Source organism: Mesorhizobium sp. USDA 4132, assembly GCF_056279545.1.
The window spans coordinates 1,167,871-1,183,526 of the sequence record NZ_JBWCCP010000002.1; the positions used below are offsets into that span (position 1 = coordinate 1,167,871).

Sequence of the window (15,656 nt, forward strand, 5' to 3'; positions counted from 1 at the left end):
CCGAGCGGCGTGCGGCGCGTTCAAACGGAGCGACCCCTATCCATGACCGATTTTCTCTCCACGCCCGGCGGCTACAGATTTGCTCTCAATCCTATCCAGTGGTTCGCCACGGCGGACGGCTGGCTTGATCCGACCAAGGGACCGACACCACGGGAGCTGCTGAAGGAAATCGCGCGGTCCGGCTTTGATGCAGTGCATGCGCAGGTCCCGGCCGGATGGACGATCGGAGAATACAAGAGCGCTTTGGAGGATGCAGGCCTGAAGCCCGCTCCGGGCTACCTGTCGATGGCGCTGCCGGAACACGGCGTCGAGATAGAGGCGACATTGGAGACGGCCCGCACAAGCGCCGCTCAACAGGCAGAGCTCGGCCTGACCGACATGTTCATCGCCACCCGGATGACCAAGGATGCGCCGCGGGTCATGCGTCCCGGCGTCGGAGCGGAATTCGACGAAGCCAGGTTCGCGATGATATTCGATCTCGTCGATCGGGCGTCGGCTATCCTGAGCGAAGAAGGCGTCAAGGCGGCGCTCCACCCGCATATCGGCACCTGGATCGAGACCGAAATCGAAACCCGCCGCCTCCTCGACAATATCAGCGCGAAGCAGCTCGGCTTCGGTCCGGATACGGGCCACCTCTCATGGGCAGGCGCCGATGTCATCGGCCTTATCAGGGATTATCGGGACCGGACCCGGGTTATGCATGTCAAGGACTGCCGGTTGCAGGTGCGTGATGCTGCCAAGGCCGCCGGCAAGACCTATCAGGAGACGGTTGTTTCCGGTCTCTGGGCTGAACCGGGTTCGGGTGAGCTCGATCTTGCCGGCATGCTTGCAGCCCTTGGCAGTGATTTCGACGGCTGGCTGATCGCCGAGGTCGACTTCCCGACGCTGCCGCCCTTCGAATGCGCGAAGGCGAGCGCCGAATGGCTCTCGAAATTGCGGCGGCCCTCGCATTAGGGAACACGCCCGGCGGCAAACGAAGCTTCGAGACCATCCGGGCCCGAACACCTTAACGCCGCCTTCCAGGACACTTATTTGCCGCGCAGGGTACCGAGAAGCGATGTCTCAAGCCATTTATGATGCACTGGTCGTCGGGTCCGGCGCGGCCGGATCTTTTGCGGCCAAAGAACTCACCGCCCAGGGCCTGTCCGTCCTTCTTCTCGAGGCGGGGCCCGCGGTCGGCCCGAAAGACTTCGACCCGGCGCGCAAGACGGCGGTTCAAAAGGACATCAATATCTGGGATCGGGCAATGGCCACCGCCAACGGGCAGGCCGTCCAGGCGCGGGCCGTCTTCTTCAAGGAATGGATGAGCCACCTCTTCGTCAACGATCGCAAAAACCCCTACACGACGCCAGCGGGTGCGCCGTTTTTGTGGATCAGAGGGCGCCAGGCCGGCGGTAGGCTGCACACGTTCGGCCGGGTTCTGGTGCGGTGGAGCGACGACGATTTCAGGCTGCACAGCCGCACCGGCGAAGGCGTCGACTGGCCCCTGTCATACGACGAGGTCGCCCCCTTCTATTCCGAGGTGGAATCCTATCTCGGTCTCTACGGCCAGGAGGATCGTGTTTCGACGATGCCCGATGGCGTCTATGCCAATCGCTCGAACCTGACGCCAGCGGAGGAAGCATTCAAGGCCTCCGTCGAAGGACGCTGGCCCGAGCGCCGCATCGTCTCCTGGCGTTATGTCGCTCCGGAAGCGAAGCGTGTTCCCCGCGCCCTTCGGGATGCGCAGGCAAGCGGCCGGCTGACCATTCGCTACAATGCGGTAGCTCGCCGTATCACCGCGGACGACAAAACCGGCCTGGCAACCGGCGCGGAGGTGACGGACGGCATTACCGGCAAAACCGAAAAGGTGCAGGCCTCCAACGTCATCGTCTGCGCCTCGCCGATCGAAAGCATCAGGCTGCTCTTGAATTCTGCGTCAGCCAGGCATCCCGCCGGTCTCGGCAACAGTTCGGGGACGTTGGGCCGCTACTTCATGGATCAACTGCCTTGTTTGGCGGTCGGAGCCTTCCCCCCGGTTCCAGGCTGGACGAAGGACGAGTCTGCTCCGCCGGACCCGTTCTATGCCGCATCCGGCGGTATCTTCATCCCACGCTTCGAAGGCTTCGGTAGCGGTGAGAAAAAAAGCGACTTCGCCTATCAGGGGACCGTCGGCAGAGGACCTGTCGGTGGCGATATTCCCGGCCGCATGGCGTTCTTCGGCTATGGGCAGATGTTGCCGCATGCCGACAATCGGGTTACGCTCGCCCAGACTAGGACGGACGCATGGAAAATACCGGTTCCCCATATCCGATGCGTCATGGGTTCAGGGGAGCGTGACCTGCTCAGGCGGCAGGAACAAACACTCATCGAGATCGTCGAGCAGGCCGGTGGCGAACTGGAATTCATCGGCTCCCCCCTCGGCCTCAAGGAAATGGGCAAAGGCGCCTATCCCAACGCCGATGCCCTGAGCCGCTTTCTCTTCCGAAGGATGTTCCACAGAAGCATGTCGATGGGCGCCGCCATCCATGAAAGCGGCGGTGTGCGTATGGGAACATCAGCCGAAACATCGGTTCTGAATTCCTGGAACCAGAGCTGGGACGTTCCCAACCTGTTCGTCACCGATGCCAGCGCCTTCCCCACGAGCGGGGTCGCCGGTACGACGCTGACGGTGATGGCGCTGACGGTCCGCGCCTGCCGACGACTTGCACAACAGGCTTCGGTCCGGCCTCCGCGAAAATCGCCGGGATGAGAGGAGACCTTCTACAGAGCTGTCTGCGCGTTGCGCTGTGGTCCACCGAGACGAAATAAAATCCCATTTTCCGCAGGTTATTTAAGATGCGGCCGGCATGCCGCGTCCAGGACAAAGTGCTAGGCTGGCGACGACCGAAGTTCCAAACCCATGAACAAGGACACGCTATGTCGGCCGACCCCCTCGCCTCTCCTCCACAGTGCAAAACAGCTACCGATTTCCTGCGCCGCCGTTACGGGAAAGACCAGCCGGCAAAGACTGTGGAATGGAACGACACTCTGGAGGCTATTCTTTCGCACCGCTCTGTCCGCAACTACCTGCCACAGCCGGTACCGAAAGGCGTACTGCAATTGGCTATCGCCGCAGCGCAATCGGCCCCGACATCCTCCAGTTTACAGGCGTGGAGCGTCGTCGCGGTCGAGGAGCCGGAACGCCGGGCAAGGCTTGCCGAACTTGCGTCCCCCAACCCGCAGATTCTCTCCGCGCCGCTTTTCCTCGTCTGGTTAGCCGACCTGTCTCGGCTCCGGAAAATCGCCGCCGAGCACGGCAAGACTGGCGAAGGCCTCGACTATATGGAAAGTTTCCTGCTGGGCGCGATTGACGCGTCGCTCGCCGCTCAAAATGCACTCACGGCGCTGGAATCGCTCGGTCTTGGGACCTGTTATATTGGCGGCATCCGCAATCACCCCGCCGAAGTGGGTGAAGCCCTTGGTCTTCCGCCGGAGGTCTTTGCGGTATTTGGCATGACGGTCGGATACCCCGATCCCGCCGTCCAGACCGACGTTAAGCCGCGTCTGCCGCAATCACTGGTCCTGCACCGCGAGCATTATCAGGCTAGACCTTCCGACGCGGATCTCACTGCCTATGACGATACGATGCGCACCTTCCAAACCAGGCAAGCCATGGCTGTCCGAGGCTGGACGATTGTCATCGCCAACCGCATCGCCGACGCCGCGGCGCTGAAGGGTCGGCATGCGCTTCTCGACGTCGTGCGGCACATGGGGTTCAAGGTGAAGTAGAAAAACAGGCAGCCGGCGCGATATGAAACGCCGTTCGCCTTTTGCGCCAAGGGTTGAATATCCTATGGCCGAACGGCGGACGCAGGTCGCGATCGCCGTCGATGAACTCGGATTAGAAGGTGTTCTGCTGTCGACGGGGCAGTCCTGCGAGGGTTCCTGCATTTCCGCGGCGTTGAAAAATCGCCGGAAATTTTGTCCCAAACCATACGATGCCTTCTCGTGCGTCCCAGGCGTGATCACGTTATGGGTCGTTCTTGCGTTCAACCGAAGCTGTTGCAGTTCGGCCCGCAATCAGTTGTACACCATCCGGGATGTGGTCGATCTCGATACGTACCGGGATCCTTTGGGCTAGACGAACCCACGAGAATGTCGGAGCCACGCTTGCGAGAGAACCGGCAGAATCGCTTCGCTCCCGATCCTCGATACCGGCGGCGACGCTTGCGACATGCCCGATCACCGGTTCTGGCTCACCCATGATATCGATCCTCACCGGATCGTTGACGTGGATTCTGGGAAGCTTTGTCTCTTCGAAATATCCAGCGATATAGATGGATTCTCTTTCAACCAGCACACCGATCGCATTTCCCGCTGAGGCATAGTTTCCCCTTCGCAGAGAAAAGTTCGTGATCGTCCCTGATGCCGGCGCCTTCACGGTTGTCCGCTCAAGGTTGAGTCTGGCCAGATCCCACGCTGCAAGTGCCGATTGATAGGCTGCGCCTGCCTGATGCATCTGGCTTTCCGCCAGCTGCCGCTGCTTTAGGCTGGCCGCCTCTTTAGAGGCGAGCAGTTGATTTCGTTCGAAATCGGTCCTCGCTAGCTCCGCCACGGCCTTTGCGCTCTGTACCTGGGCTTCCGCCTCACGGAGTGCAAGCTCGAAACGGTCTGTTTCGATACGGAACAGCGGCTCCCCTTTCTCCACCCGCGCGTTGTCCGACACCAGAATCTCCGCGACGGGGCCGGAGACGTCCGGGGCCAACCGGACGATGTCAGCACGGACATGAGCGTCGCGCGTCCATGGCGCTTCCATGTAGAAAGACCATAGGTGCCAGCTCAGTACCGCCGCGCAGCCGACCATAGAAAGTGTCAAAAGGGCTCGTCCGGAAACGATGGTGACATTCTTCATCTTTGAAACCAGTTTATAGCGACTGAAAACCCACCGAGGAGGGTGACGTAGAGTGCGAGATTGAACAGCGAGCGATGCCATACCCATCGATAAAATCCGACCTTGCCGAGAACCGCTGCGAGGACGCGGTACAGGCCATACGCGAAAAGGGCCGGCGCCGCGAACAACGGCAGGAAGACGCCGTAGAGATCGAATTGCCCGATCATGCCGTCATTCTCCTTGTCGGCGGCGTCCTCAAATCCGGCGGATCAGCGTGCGGAGCAAGGCAAAGACGAAGAGCGGCCACGTGTACCAAAATCTCCCTTTCCGCAGCCGCCGTAATTGCGCCCGGAGCGGAAAGAACAAGATCGTCCAAAATCATAAGGACGTTTTCCAATGGCTCGTAACGTCTGTCGGACTTCACGTCGTATAGTCCTTCCACTGCCTTGAAGACGGCTTCCGCTTTACGACGGACTGGCTCTGACGCTTCGTCGGAAAGCTGCTGTATCGCGGTCATATGAAGCCCCGTCCGCAGATCCCGCATGGGATCGACGTTCGCGGTATCGGACGTCGATGGAAGTTTCGCCGCTCTGGAAGCAAAGAGGCCGGCAACGTCGCTGATGCGATGGCGCGTGGCATTGACGTCGGCATGTCTACCGGCCGCGATTTTCGCCACATGTTTCCGGATAACGGAAGACAACCTCTGGGCATTTGTCTCCGCCCTTACAGATCGGAAGATGCCGCAGACCACGATCGTCCAGACCATCGCAAGAATTGTTGCGATGCCTGCGCTTGAAAAAGTGACGAACTCGCTGTGTTGTTGTGCCTGGAGGGTCAGAAGAAGGGGGAAATTTATGCATAGCCCCATGCCGGCGATGGCCAGCGAAGGCAAAGCGAGACATATCCCGGCAGGGATCAGGAACACTCCAAGAGCCGCGACGAGCGGCGCGAAGCCGTCGATCATCGGAAGGATCGCGTAGCCGTAGACGTACGCTGCGATGACTGAAGCGATTGTTATGACGACGAACCTACGCATCGCCGGAACCGGATCGTCCATCGTTGCGAGGAGGCAGCAAAGGACGCCCGATATCTGGGCAAATGTCATCCCGTCGGACCAGCCGCTTGCGATCCAGAAGATAATCGATGTCGCCAGGCAGATCGCGACTGCCAGCGCTGATAGCAGAGCCATACCGACGTCACGATGCTGGGCTGGCGTCCTGTCAGGAGCAGCGAAGCGGCGCGTTGCTCTCGCCGCGTTGTCTTCTTCCATGGCTTGTCGAATGGTGCGGCATTCTTCGGAGAACCGAAGAATATCCAGCAGGTTCCGAGCGGCATTGGCAAGAAGGAGCTTTTCCCAGGAATAAGGCGCGCCCGAAGGGGCAAGCGCCTCGATCTCAGCCTTGAAGGCTTCAGAAGAATTCGTCGAACGAGAACCAGTCTCTGCAATCAATGACAAAGCCCGTTCGGCGCCCGAAGTGTCCAGCCTGGCCAGCGATCGGCGCAAATCCTCGAGTTCGCCCAGTAAAGGGAGAAAGGAAACCATCCGGTGCTGCAGTGATCGCAACAGCGAAACTGCACGTCGATACCTGGACCCGTCATACTGAAGATGGACTGTAAACGACCTCAGGTCCGCCGCGTCCGCCGCTAGCTCCTGTCGTTCTGTTCTGCTCTGCTTTTCGTCTGTTTCGCCAGTTGCCGTCGCTGCGATGAGCATTCGCGCCCGTGCCATCCATCCATCGATCCGACTGACGAGCACGGTCCCCACGTGAACCGGAAAAACGACGTGGCTGACGATCGAGGCACATATGATCGCAAGTCCGATTTCCTCAATTCGGGACACGACGGTGTCAAACGTGCTTGCAGGGATCGTCACCAACGGCAATCCTGCGAGAAGCACCGTGTATCCGGCCAGCAGAGAAACATAGCTTCGAGGCGTGCGATCGAGAAGGCTAATGAAGGTGCACGCCGACACCCATGCAATAATTACTGCTGAAAGCAGTACTGGCTCGTTTACAAGGTTGGGAACCATGACGATTGTCGCAGCGCCGCCGATGAGGGTTCCCAGCAGGCGATAGAACGACTTGGATGATATCGCCCCCGAAAGCGGATGAGCGACGATGTAGACGGTTGATATCGCCCAGAACGGTCGCGGCAGATCGAACCTGATCGCGACCAAATAGGCCAGCATGGCGGCCAGAAATGTCTTTAACGAAAAGATCACGTTTCCGGTCGTGACAACCGGTCGAACGCTCACACGTCATCTCCTGGCTGGGCGCTCCTATGCGGGACGCCTGGTTCATCACGTGGGCCGGTGAGGCCATAGATCGCGGGCGACACATAGCAAAAAAGCGGGACCGCGACACAGGCATGCAGATAAGCCTCCACAGGGTCTGCCGATGAAGTGGTCGGCGTGTCTGTCGCCGGAGAAGTTAGCGAGGCACTGAATTTCGAGAAGAACTCCACTCGCTTTAATGCATTGAGAAGGTGCCGTCGAACTGACCAGGTTCTCGGCAGCCGTAACGAGCCTGCGATTGGCGAAGCTTGGTAATCATGACGATCGTGTGGGTGACTTATCATTGTCGTCTCCGGACGTGGCGTAGGTTCGAAGACCTATCGACAAATTACCCCAAAGAATTTAGACATTCTCCCACATGATATCGAAATCCCACCAAATCCCGCTGTCCCTTTCCTGGCCTCGGGAGGATAATGATCTCGACAAATCTTCGGCGCGGGTAAGCGCGGTGAGGATCGATGTTTCGCAGAACGAACGCGAAGCACCTGAACATAGTCATCGCAAGGGACAACTGGTCATGCCCCTGCGGGGAGGGGTAACATGTCGGGTTCCCAGTGGGATGTGGATGGTGCCTCCTCATTGTGGGGTCTGGGTCCCTGGTGGCATGCCCCACAGCAACGTGGCGACTGCCAATGCTCGCTTGTTCTTCTTGTTCATTGAGCCAGGCGCTGCCGATCTGCCAGGCCGGTGCTGCACGCTTTCTCTATCCCCGCTAGTCAGGGAGCTGATTATTGAGATCGCTGACAAGTCTGCAGTCGCGACGGCGGATGCCGAACTCATCACGACGCTGCTCCTATCGGCTCTGTCGCGCATGAAGGTAGAGGAACTGCATCTGCCACTGACGGATGAACCGCGACTTGGGCGAATCGCGTCGGCACTGGTGGATGATCCTTCCGATCGAAGCACCATAGCCCAATGGGCAGCGCGAGTGGCGCTGAGCGAAAATTCGCTCAGTCGTCTCGTTCAACAGGAAACCGGCCTGACCTTCGGCCGTTGGCGACAGCAGCTGCAGTTGATCGTCGCGCTGAGGAGCCTTGCCGCGGGGGCGACAGTGCAGCAGGTTTCGGGCGACCTCGGATATGAATCGGCGTCTGCGTTCATCACCATGTTTAAAAAAGCGCTCGGCACATCACCGGCCAAATATCTCAGGAACTTCGACCATTAGGGAATTCAGTTGGGAAGCGGAATTCGGGTTCGGGTCGGGTAGTTGGCGCGGCACATGGCTCACGTTCATCAAGCGGAAATACTTCCAGGAAAGGAAAATTTACACCTGAACAAATTGTCCAGCTGACAGCACATCGAGCGGTTCATAAGTCAGTTCAAGGTTGCCAAGACGGCAGCGGCGACGCGAACGCGTTGAATACGGATCCGCCCGCGCCCCGGACGCCGATCTTACTCCGTCGGCGGAGACCGTACGGTGAGTTTATTTCCGTCCGGATCGCGAAGATAGGCAACGAAGGACCCGTTCGGGCGCTCCGCGGGCGGGCTCTCGATCGCTGTGCCACCATGCGTGATACCGGCCTCGTGCCACGCCAGAACATAGTCGCGGCTTGCGGCGGCGATACCGATCGTCCCACCGTTTGATACGGTCGCCGGCTTTCCGTCGATCGGTTTCGTGATCATCAATCGACCGCCCTCGTGGGCATAGATCAGCCTGCCTCTCGCATCCATCTCGCCGGGCTTGCCACCCAATGCAGCGAACGTCGCGTCGTAGAAGTCTCTGGCCCGCTCCAGGTCGTTGCTGCCGATCATGACGTGGGTGAACATGTTTCATCTCCAGTGAGATACCCGATGGGACCCCATCCTCGGATACCCTACTCAGCCAGGTGTCAGTCGCGAAACTCCCGAACAGAGTTTTCAGTTTTGCGGCTGATTTCTGCAATGTTGAAAGCGCGAATTTTTCGACACGATTGGAAGTCCTTGCTGGCTGTTATCACGCTACTCTCGATTTGTCGCCTGCCTCGTTTCCATCGACATCAGCCGCAAGGACCGCTCAACCTCACGCAAGGCATGGCGCTTGTCTTTCAACCTGTCAGCGAAGCCAACCGCACACCCTGCCGCGAATGATAAGACGTTGGCCTACGCCGGCATTGTACCAGTCGCAGGCAATAGCGGTCCCGCTCCTGGTTGAACCCGTTAAGTGCACATTCAAGACGCGAAATGGCGCCAAGTGGGGTGACAGTCACATCGAGATCTATCTCGTAGACCGCGCCGGAATCTCTCGCCCTCGTAAGTGAGGTACCCCGAGCGTCCAGATCGGGAATTCGTGTTCCGCTTCGATGACAAAAACTTCCCGATCGGGTTGAATCGGCGCTTCAACGGCCATACTTCCCGATCGGTAAGGATGCGATTGAAAACCCGAACAACTTCCTGTACGGTAAGTCAGCACAGGAGACGCAGGATGTTCAGGTCCGCACGTGATTTCGGCACCGCCGTCAGGGAAAAACGCAAAGGTCTCGGCTGGACTCAGACGGCGCTTGCCGCCCGGTCCGGAACAGGCGAACGTTTCATCATCGAACTCGAATCCGGCAAGCCGAGCTGCCAGCTTGAGAAGGCGCTGATCGTCGCGCGTACGGTTGGCATCGAGATCGGTGACCTGAAGACAGGTAAGGCGACACCGACCGCACCGGACGATGACCTCGGCTTCCTGCCGACCTTCGGTGACGGTCGATGACAACCATCTTCTATGAAACTCTTCCCGTCGCCCACATGACCTTCGAGGGGGAATGACGGCTCGACTACGATCCATCCTGGGAAGCGCGCCGCTCGGCCTTCCCAATCTCACTAACCATGCCGTTACGATCAGGAGCGGTCCACGCAGACAGGCTGCTGCCGTGGCTCGCCAACCTGCTGCCGGAAACCCATCTCGCCGAGATCGGTCAGCGGCTGAAAGTGTCTCCCCAGGACATCGTGGGCCTGCTCGGTCACATCGGCCGCGACACGGCGGGAGCGCTCTCGATCGGAGAACCACGCAAGGCAGGCGTCAACCTGCAGCCCGTTCCGGACGACGAGGTGCTGGAGCGCATCCTCAACGAGCTTCCGTCCAAACCCTTCCTGGTCGGGGAGCGGGGCGTGTCCATGTCGCTCGCCGGCGTGCAGGAGAAATTGCCCGTCTTCATCGACGAGGAAGGGATCATCTCAGTCCCTGTCGATGGAACACCATCGACCCACATCATCAAGCCGGATACCACGCGGTTGGCGGGAAGCGTCGAAAACGAAGCCTTCTGTCTTGCCCTTGCGAGGGCATGCGGATTGGAAGCAGCCGAGGCGACAATAGGCGTAGCCGGCAAACGACGCTATCTGCTGGTGAAGCGCTACGACCGTTTCACGGACCCGCTGGGTGAGATCCGCAGGCTTCACCAGGAAGACCTTTGCCAGCTAACGGGTCATTTTCCATCGCAGAAATACGAGCGATCCTCGGGGGGCCGCGGCGTGACATTGAAGATGATGTTCGATGCCGTCAGTGATCTTGTTTCCCCCGGCGAGCGTCTGAAGCTTCTGGACGCGGTGATTTTCAACGTGCTGATCTGCAACTCCGACTTGCATGCAAAGAACTATTCCATCCTGATCGGTGCAGGTGGGTCTGCGAAGATGGCGCCGCTTTACGATTTGATGTGTGCCGCGGTGTATCGTCAGGTTGATCAGAGCCTGCCGCAGGGCATTGCCGGACGTTTCATCGCGCCCGACTTGCATCGACGCGATTGGCAAGCGGTGGCCGAGGAGATCGGGTTGAGCGGCGCATCGACTGCCAGGCGGGTCGAGGAACTTGCGGCCGTAGTTGGTGACGCCAGCGAAAATGTCGCGAAGCAGATCGTCGACGCGACTGGCGATCCGACGAGAGTCCTGGAGCGCATCACCCATGATATTCAGAAACGATGCAGGCGGGTTCAAGGGCAGATTCGAGCCTGAAACACGAGCCCGAAAACCACTGTCTCGGGATAACAGCCCCCTATATCCGCGTTGAGAAGTCGAAACTCGCTTCGGTCTTCGTCCAGTCGTTGATCGCCCCCGGAAAGCAAGTTCACCATCGGCTACAGAAGGAGAGCGCCGGAAAATCCCGGCGCTCGAGTTTCAATCCTGGCTGTTTATCGACCGCGCACCGCGCCATCGTAATAGTCGCCGCTGTCGATCATGGGAGACGCAGGATCATTGAGGCGCTGATCACGCTTCAACAGCGGGTAGCCGTAACGGGTGACCGAGGGGATGCCCGGTGAATCCGTCGTGACCGCCAGATTGTCGCGGTCGCGAGAGGCGCCCTCGTAATAATCGCCTTCCTGCGCAAAGGCATTGCCGCCTGCAAAAGTGGATACCATCAGCGTGGCGAGGACGGTGGAGATGACAGAGTTTTTCATGATATCGTTCCTTGTTTAGCCTGATCGGCTTCTGGTGCGACCCAGCCGATCGATGTCTTGAATGAACTGTCTGGATGCTTGCTTCTGGGGCCTACTGCCGTTCGTCGCCGGCAAGCCGGTTGTCGCGACGGGTTGGGGCGCGGACCTGCGCCACGTCGCGTGCGACATCGGCTTTTGTCTCGGCTCTGGCGGCATCCACCGGAGTGGCGAACGAAACCTCGTTTCCGGAAGCCGACTGATGGCCGTCGTAGGCCAGGACGTGTCCGGCAAACGAAGCCATGCAGGCCGCGGCAACGAGGAAAGCAATCTTCTCTATAGGCACAGTCATTTCTCACTCCATTGTTTGGCGAAACCCGCTTCTGCGGACGTCGTGTTTGATTTTAAGTCTCGCGAGACAGCAGTCGCTGTCATCGATTTTCCGAATGACTGGAGGATCTCCTCTCGGCACCGTTGACGGCATTGCCGAAGCTCTCTGTGAGCTCTTCATCCTTCGGAAACGAAAGCAGGCATGAGGATCTGCCCACGGCTTGAAGCGTTTGTGAGCGTGGGGCCTCTGCCTATCGGTCGAGTGCTGCCGGGAACGGGCAATCTCAGCCAGCCGGACTGTGTCTCCACCGTCTTTCGTGATGAGACTTTCTCTCGAACCCGTCATCGCCTCGCCAGCGCGGCGTTAAATTTCCGTAAAAAATCGCGGTGAACGGGAAAACAATGAAGAGAATCTCAATACTTCGAATCTCTCGCCCCAACGAAGGTACAAAAGCCAACAGAATGGAATATCGCGACGAGCAAACAGCCAGCCTTGCGAAGACTGACCGGGGAAATCTCAACATCTGAGCGTTTGGGGGAGAATCTGATCTGGCTGAAATCGCGAATTTCATCGCAGCATTCAGGCCGTAAAAGCCTGGCTCGGCAGCAAACGTTTATCTGAACGAGGCCTGCGGTTTTGAGTAATCCACGAGACAATTTGAGTGATGTCGGTCCGGGTCTTACGGATATGCGCCTTGCAGGCTGACCGCCCTTGCTGCCTCCCGCCAAAAGCTGCGCCGGGCGACAATCGGGCGGCGCGCGGAAACATGACGATTGGACGTGACCGCGTCGAACGCCATCGGGACTTCCGTGCGTTCGCGTGGCGTCACGCCTTCGGCGACGATCTGTTCGCCGGTGCGCGCTATCAGCAGATAGGGGTGTCGGTGATGCGCCAGCTTGCTGATCAGCCGGCGGCGTTTCGCCATCGCCTCCGCCAATTCCTGCATCTTCGGAACCGCGTGCAGGATATGGCGTGCCACCCGGGCTCCAGCACTGTCTTCGAAATGGAACCGAGGCAGCCGCTTGATCTTTCCGACGCTGAATCCTGCGTCTTCGTGGACGGACACGATGTCGTTCAGTCCGTCAGGCGTCCACCCCAGGCCGAACATTTCCTTCTCCTCCTGGCGAAGAGAAGGAGGTACGTCGGCGTCGTAGACATAGTGGCAATCCATCAGGAGTCCGCCGGGCCTCAGGCATCGCGCCACCATCCGGTAGAGATCGAGCGGCCGGTCGAAAAAGGCAGCACTTCCTCCGCATATGATGACGTCCGCCTCCGAGATGAGGTCGGGAAGCGCGACCGTGTCGGTGCGGGAAAATACCGCTGTCGAATCCTCCAGCCGCGCCACCTCGCGCGCGACCTCGATTATCGACGGATTTTCGTCGACGCCGATTACTTCGACTTGCGGAAAAGCCCGTGCAACCCTGCGGCTGATCCAGCCGGTATTGCAGCCGAAGTCGACGATCTTGCGCGAACCGCCGGGAATGGCGGCAAGAATCGCCTCCATCATCGCTTCTCCGCCAGGCGGCACGTTCTTCTGCTTCAGGGCGGCGACGATCGAGAAATAGTAGTCCTGGGAAGAAAGGGTCTTCATGGTTGACACACCTTGCAATCGTGGCTTTTGGAAACGGGATGCAGCGAGGCGTGGCCCGTGGCTGGAGCAAAGAGCCAGCGATGGCCGCGCAATGAACTGCGGTGGGTAAGGCGTTCGATGGCAATCTGCGAAACCGCAAAGCAGGCGATCAGCGCGTTGTCGGCCGGCGATGGCGGCGTTACCCCCCCCAGGTCGGCCGATGCCGGCAATGTCGAGCAACAGAAGGGGCAGGCGTCATCCGGCTGCGCCACCAGCGGCCCGGCGACACAAAACGGGCCGAGTTGGCCGACATGCAGGTAAGGTGGAGGCACTGGCGCCGTCGCGTGATATTCCGCCAGGAATTGGCGGGCCAGGGAGACATTGTCCTCCGCGAGTATCAGGAAAGGTTTACGCGTACGGGCCAGGGTGAGCCGGGCAGCCTCCGCTCCATCGGCGAACTGGGTCATGATCGCGACCGCGGCAGAAAAGCGGGAGGCGAGATAGGTTGCCAACCGGTCGCTCCTTAGTCGATCGGTATCCGCCGCCGCCCGGCTTCTTCGGTTTTGACTGCTCTCTTCGATGCGGTCGCCATCCACGAGGAAGAAATTGCGAGCCCCGAGTGCCGCAAGCTGGGAGGCGATCTGGGAGCCGAGGCCTCCACATCCGACAATTACGAAATCCGTGTCGTGAATGACATCAAAGAGATCGGCATGATATTCGAAGGCTTTCATGATCGTTTACCTTTGATCCAGTCGAGGACTGCCGCGAATTCACACGAACCGCGCTTGCCCATCACGCATGCGCCATCACGGTCGAACCTGACGTTCCCGCCAGCGCGACATCTTGAATGGAAAGCGCATCGGGAGGTCGGATGGTGGCTTTGCGGATCGTATGGAGCCGGCCATCATACCAGAGGCTAAGACCGTCGCCGCTGCTCTGCAGCATCGGCCGGCCCATCCTTGGGTCGATCGGCTGCTCTCCCCGCAGAATCACCTGCCCGAGATCCCAGGCCTGACGATCCACGACGCACCGGCGCTGGGCGTAATAAGCCTGGCGCCGGGCCATCGGCTCCCGTTCCAGGAGCCGGTCGATGAGCGCCAAGATTGCGGCGCCCCAGGATGGAATGACGGCGATGTCCCGGAGGTCGAGAAGAACATCGCCGCCCAGACGCTCGATCCCCTCGCGGGCGATATCGATGAGCGGAACCAGGCGGGCAGCATACGCAATAACAAAAGCTGCTTCCCGCGCGCGGTGCTCAGGCGGTGCTCTGAAAGGCAAGCATGCGATGCGAACGGCACACTCCCAGGGAATGGCGTAGGCCATATGCAGGATGCTTTCGAGCGTCTGTAAACTATGTGTGTATGGCGAGACGTAACGGAGTTCGGCGGGCAGCGATAACGGCGCAGCCGCGGTGTACAGCCGCAGCAGGACATGCCCCGCTTCGCGCAGAAGCTCCGCGGCAGTCGCGGGATAGTCTTCGGCGTCCAGTCTTTCCTGCGACAGGACCACGACGGCACTCCCCGGCAGATCCCCGGAGCTGGAGACCGAGCTTATCGCACCGCGCCGGGTGCCGATATAAAGGGTATGAAGGCCTGCAGTCAGCCGTTGGTAGCTGCCGGGATCGACGGTCGAGATCAAGGTAATGGCCTCGGCGAGATGATCGGCGATCCGGTCGATATCGCGGTCGCTCGTCTGGGCATGTTCGAGGCAGGGATCGGCCGGCAGGCAACGGGCGATGCGCTTGCCCAGGGTGCGGCTCGCTTCCAGACTGTCGATCAGAACAAGACCGATACCACAGGAAAGTCGATGCACCGGATGGCGCTCGAGCGCAAGGTCTTCGGCCACAAGACGAGGCTGCAGGTTGTCGTCCACAACCTCGGAACTGGCGCCATCAACGTAGCTTTCCAGCGCCCGCTGAAGCTCATCCATCCAGGCAGCCAGAGCGACAGACCGGTAAGGGTCGCTTCGCACAGGCAGGAAGGCTGAAGTGGGTAGGAAAGCGTCGGCATCATGATATCCGCCATCGGACAGGCCCGGGAAATAGGCGGCCAGGGCCTCGACTCTTTCAACGCTCTCCGGCAGTTCGGAAGCGGCCGCAAGAATTCGGGCATAACGAGGTCGCTGTTTCAGCATATTGCCCGTTGCAGCCGCATTCACGAAACCGGACCTCGAAAAGAGCGGATTGCGCTGGAGCAAGGCTCTCGCCTGATCCGCCAACTGCTCGACTTGATAAGCAGACATCTTAAGCTCTCCTCACCCCGGACGCTTTCAAACCTCGTCAT

General features: G+C 59.6%; 15 protein-coding genes and 1 pseudogene. 7 read left to right on the forward strand and 9 right to left on the reverse strand.

The genetic code is table 11. The annotated features are described in order from the left end of the window. Positions 1 to 42 precede the first annotated feature (42 nt). From ACZ9IU_RS28190 to ACZ9IU_RS28200, 3 genes are all read left to right on the forward strand, one after another. Positions 43 to 954: a sugar phosphate isomerase/epimerase family protein gene (locus ACZ9IU_RS28190; RefSeq protein WP_040124582.1), complete on the forward strand. Its 912-nt coding sequence runs from the start codon at positions 43 to 45 to the stop codon at positions 952 to 954. Between the two features lie 103 nt (positions 955 to 1,057). Then, positions 1,058 to 2,731 carry a GMC oxidoreductase gene (locus tag ACZ9IU_RS28195; protein ID WP_051900417.1) on the forward strand — a complete coding sequence of 558 codons (1,674 nt, stop codon included), beginning with the start codon at positions 1,058 to 1,060 and terminating at the stop codon, positions 2,729 to 2,731. 167 nt (positions 2,732 to 2,898) lie between these two features. After that, the gene (locus ACZ9IU_RS28200; RefSeq protein WP_080719328.1) at positions 2,899 to 3,750 is read left to right on the forward strand and encodes an NADPH-dependent oxidoreductase; all 852 of its coding nucleotides are present in this window, start codon (positions 2,899 to 2,901) and stop codon (positions 3,748 to 3,750) included. Positions 3,751 to 3,991: 241 nt separating this feature from the next. Here ACZ9IU_RS28200 and ACZ9IU_RS28205 read toward each other — a convergent pair whose 3' ends face one another. Genes ACZ9IU_RS28205 through ACZ9IU_RS28215 form a run of 3 tightly spaced genes read right to left on the reverse strand, consistent with a single transcriptional unit; the run spans position 3,992 to position 7,106 of the window. Then, positions 3,992 to 4,873, reverse strand: coding sequence for an efflux RND transporter periplasmic adaptor subunit (locus ACZ9IU_RS28205; protein ID WP_040124578.1), 882 nt, complete (start codon positions 4,871 to 4,873; stop codon positions 3,992 to 3,994). After that, a complete protein-coding gene (locus tag ACZ9IU_RS28210) occupies positions 4,870 to 5,079 on the reverse strand; it encodes a DUF1656 domain-containing protein (RefSeq protein WP_040124577.1) in 210 nt (69 codons plus the stop codon). Before ACZ9IU_RS28210 ends, ACZ9IU_RS28205 begins: the two co-directional genes overlap by 4 nt. Beyond that, positions 5,076 to 7,106 (reverse strand): FUSC family protein, encoded by a 2,031-nt coding sequence (locus tag ACZ9IU_RS28215; protein WP_040124576.1) that lies wholly within the window; start codon positions 7,104 to 7,106, stop codon positions 5,076 to 5,078. Before ACZ9IU_RS28215 ends, ACZ9IU_RS28210 begins: the two co-directional genes overlap by 4 nt. A gap of 397 nt (positions 7,107 to 7,503) precedes the next feature. Here ACZ9IU_RS28215 and ACZ9IU_RS28220 point away from each other — a divergent pair, with 397 nt between their 5' ends. Next, positions 7,504 to 8,310, forward strand: a complete 807-nt coding sequence (locus tag ACZ9IU_RS28220; RefSeq protein ID WP_040124574.1) for an AraC family transcriptional regulator — start codon at positions 7,504 to 7,506, stop codon at positions 8,308 to 8,310. A gap of 227 nt (positions 8,311 to 8,537) precedes the next feature. Here the strand turns inward: ACZ9IU_RS28220 and ACZ9IU_RS28225 are convergent, their stop codons facing one another. Next, entirely contained in the window at positions 8,538 to 8,912 is a 375-nt protein-coding gene (locus ACZ9IU_RS28225; RefSeq protein ID WP_040124572.1) for a VOC family protein, read from the reverse strand. A gap of 634 nt (positions 8,913 to 9,546) precedes the next feature. Here ACZ9IU_RS28225 and ACZ9IU_RS28230 point away from each other — a divergent pair. From ACZ9IU_RS28230 to ACZ9IU_RS28240, 3 genes and pseudogenes are all read left to right on the forward strand, one after another. Beyond that, entirely contained in the window at positions 9,547 to 9,819 is a 273-nt protein-coding gene (locus ACZ9IU_RS28230) for a helix-turn-helix domain-containing protein (protein ID WP_040124571.1), read from the forward strand. Positions 9,820 to 9,890: 71 nt separating this feature from the next. Beyond that, positions 9,891 to 10,094 (forward strand): annotated as a pseudogene (locus ACZ9IU_RS28235) (HipA N-terminal domain-containing protein); the annotation flags it as partial. Positions 10,095 to 10,157: 63 nt separating this feature from the next. Next, positions 10,158 to 11,054 carry a HipA domain-containing protein gene (locus ACZ9IU_RS28240; RefSeq protein WP_498957827.1) on the forward strand — a complete coding sequence of 299 codons (897 nt, stop codon included), beginning with the start codon at positions 10,158 to 10,160 and terminating at the stop codon, positions 11,052 to 11,054. A gap of 176 nt (positions 11,055 to 11,230) precedes the next feature. Here ACZ9IU_RS28240 and ACZ9IU_RS28245 read toward each other — a convergent pair whose 3' ends face one another. The 5 genes from ACZ9IU_RS28245 to ACZ9IU_RS28265 all read right to left on the reverse strand — a co-directional run bounded on the left by ACZ9IU_RS28245 (position 11,231) and on the right by ACZ9IU_RS28265 (position 15,531). Further along, entirely contained in the window at positions 11,231 to 11,497 is a 267-nt protein-coding gene (locus ACZ9IU_RS28245; RefSeq protein WP_040124570.1) for a hypothetical protein, read from the reverse strand. A 91-nt stretch (positions 11,498 to 11,588) separates the two neighbouring features. Continuing rightward, entirely contained in the window at positions 11,589 to 11,825 is a 237-nt protein-coding gene (locus ACZ9IU_RS28250) for a hypothetical protein (RefSeq protein WP_040124568.1), read from the reverse strand. Positions 11,826 to 12,483: 658 nt separating this feature from the next. Beyond that, positions 12,484 to 13,395 (reverse strand): class I SAM-dependent methyltransferase, encoded by a 912-nt coding sequence (locus ACZ9IU_RS28255; RefSeq protein WP_040124567.1) that lies wholly within the window; start codon positions 13,393 to 13,395, stop codon positions 12,484 to 12,486. Further along, positions 13,392 to 14,105 carry a ThiF family adenylyltransferase gene (locus tag ACZ9IU_RS28260; RefSeq protein ID WP_051900416.1) on the reverse strand — a complete coding sequence of 238 codons (714 nt, stop codon included), beginning with the start codon at positions 14,103 to 14,105 and terminating at the stop codon, positions 13,392 to 13,394. Before ACZ9IU_RS28260 ends, ACZ9IU_RS28255 begins: the two co-directional genes overlap by 4 nt. A gap of 61 nt (positions 14,106 to 14,166) precedes the next feature. Next, on the reverse strand, positions 14,167 to 15,531 hold the full coding sequence (locus ACZ9IU_RS28265) for an aKG-HExxH-type peptide beta-hydroxylase (RefSeq protein ID WP_157885295.1): 1,365 nt from the start codon (positions 15,529 to 15,531) through the stop codon (positions 14,167 to 14,169). Between the last annotated feature and the right edge of the window lie 125 nt (positions 15,532 to 15,656).

Coding starts and splice junctions, on each gene's coding strand:
- ACZ9IU_RS28190 (WP_040124582.1), top strand. CDS start 43: ATGACCGATTTTCTCTCCACGCCCGGCGGCTACAGATTTGCTCTCAAT.
- ACZ9IU_RS28195 (WP_051900417.1), top strand. CDS start 1,058: ATGTCTCAAGCCATTTATGATGCACTGGTCGTCGGGTCCGGCGCGGCC.
- ACZ9IU_RS28200 (WP_080719328.1), top strand. CDS start 2,899: ATGTCGGCCGACCCCCTCGCCTCTCCTCCACAGTGCAAAACAGCTACC.
- ACZ9IU_RS28205 (WP_040124578.1), bottom strand. CDS start 4,873: ATGAAGAATGTCACCATCGTTTCCGGACGAGCCCTTTTGACACTTTCT.
- ACZ9IU_RS28210 (WP_040124577.1), bottom strand. CDS start 5,079: ATGATCGGGCAATTCGATCTCTACGGCGTCTTCCTGCCGTTGTTCGCG.
- ACZ9IU_RS28220 (WP_040124574.1), top strand. CDS start 7,504: ATGATATCGAAATCCCACCAAATCCCGCTGTCCCTTTCCTGGCCTCGG.
- ACZ9IU_RS28225 (WP_040124572.1), bottom strand. CDS start 8,912: ATGTTCACCCACGTCATGATCGGCAGCAACGACCTGGAGCGGGCCAGA.
- ACZ9IU_RS28230 (WP_040124571.1), top strand. CDS start 9,547: ATGTTCAGGTCCGCACGTGATTTCGGCACCGCCGTCAGGGAAAAACGC.
- ACZ9IU_RS28245 (WP_040124570.1), bottom strand. CDS start 11,497: ATGAAAAACTCTGTCATCTCCACCGTCCTCGCCACGCTGATGGTATCC.
- ACZ9IU_RS28250 (WP_040124568.1), bottom strand. CDS start 11,825: ATGACTGTGCCTATAGAGAAGATTGCTTTCCTCGTTGCCGCGGCCTGC.
- ACZ9IU_RS28255 (WP_040124567.1), bottom strand. CDS start 13,395: ATGAAGACCCTTTCTTCCCAGGACTACTATTTCTCGATCGTCGCCGCC.
- ACZ9IU_RS28260 (WP_051900416.1), bottom strand. CDS start 14,105: ATGAAAGCCTTCGAATATCATGCCGATCTCTTTGATGTCATTCACGAC.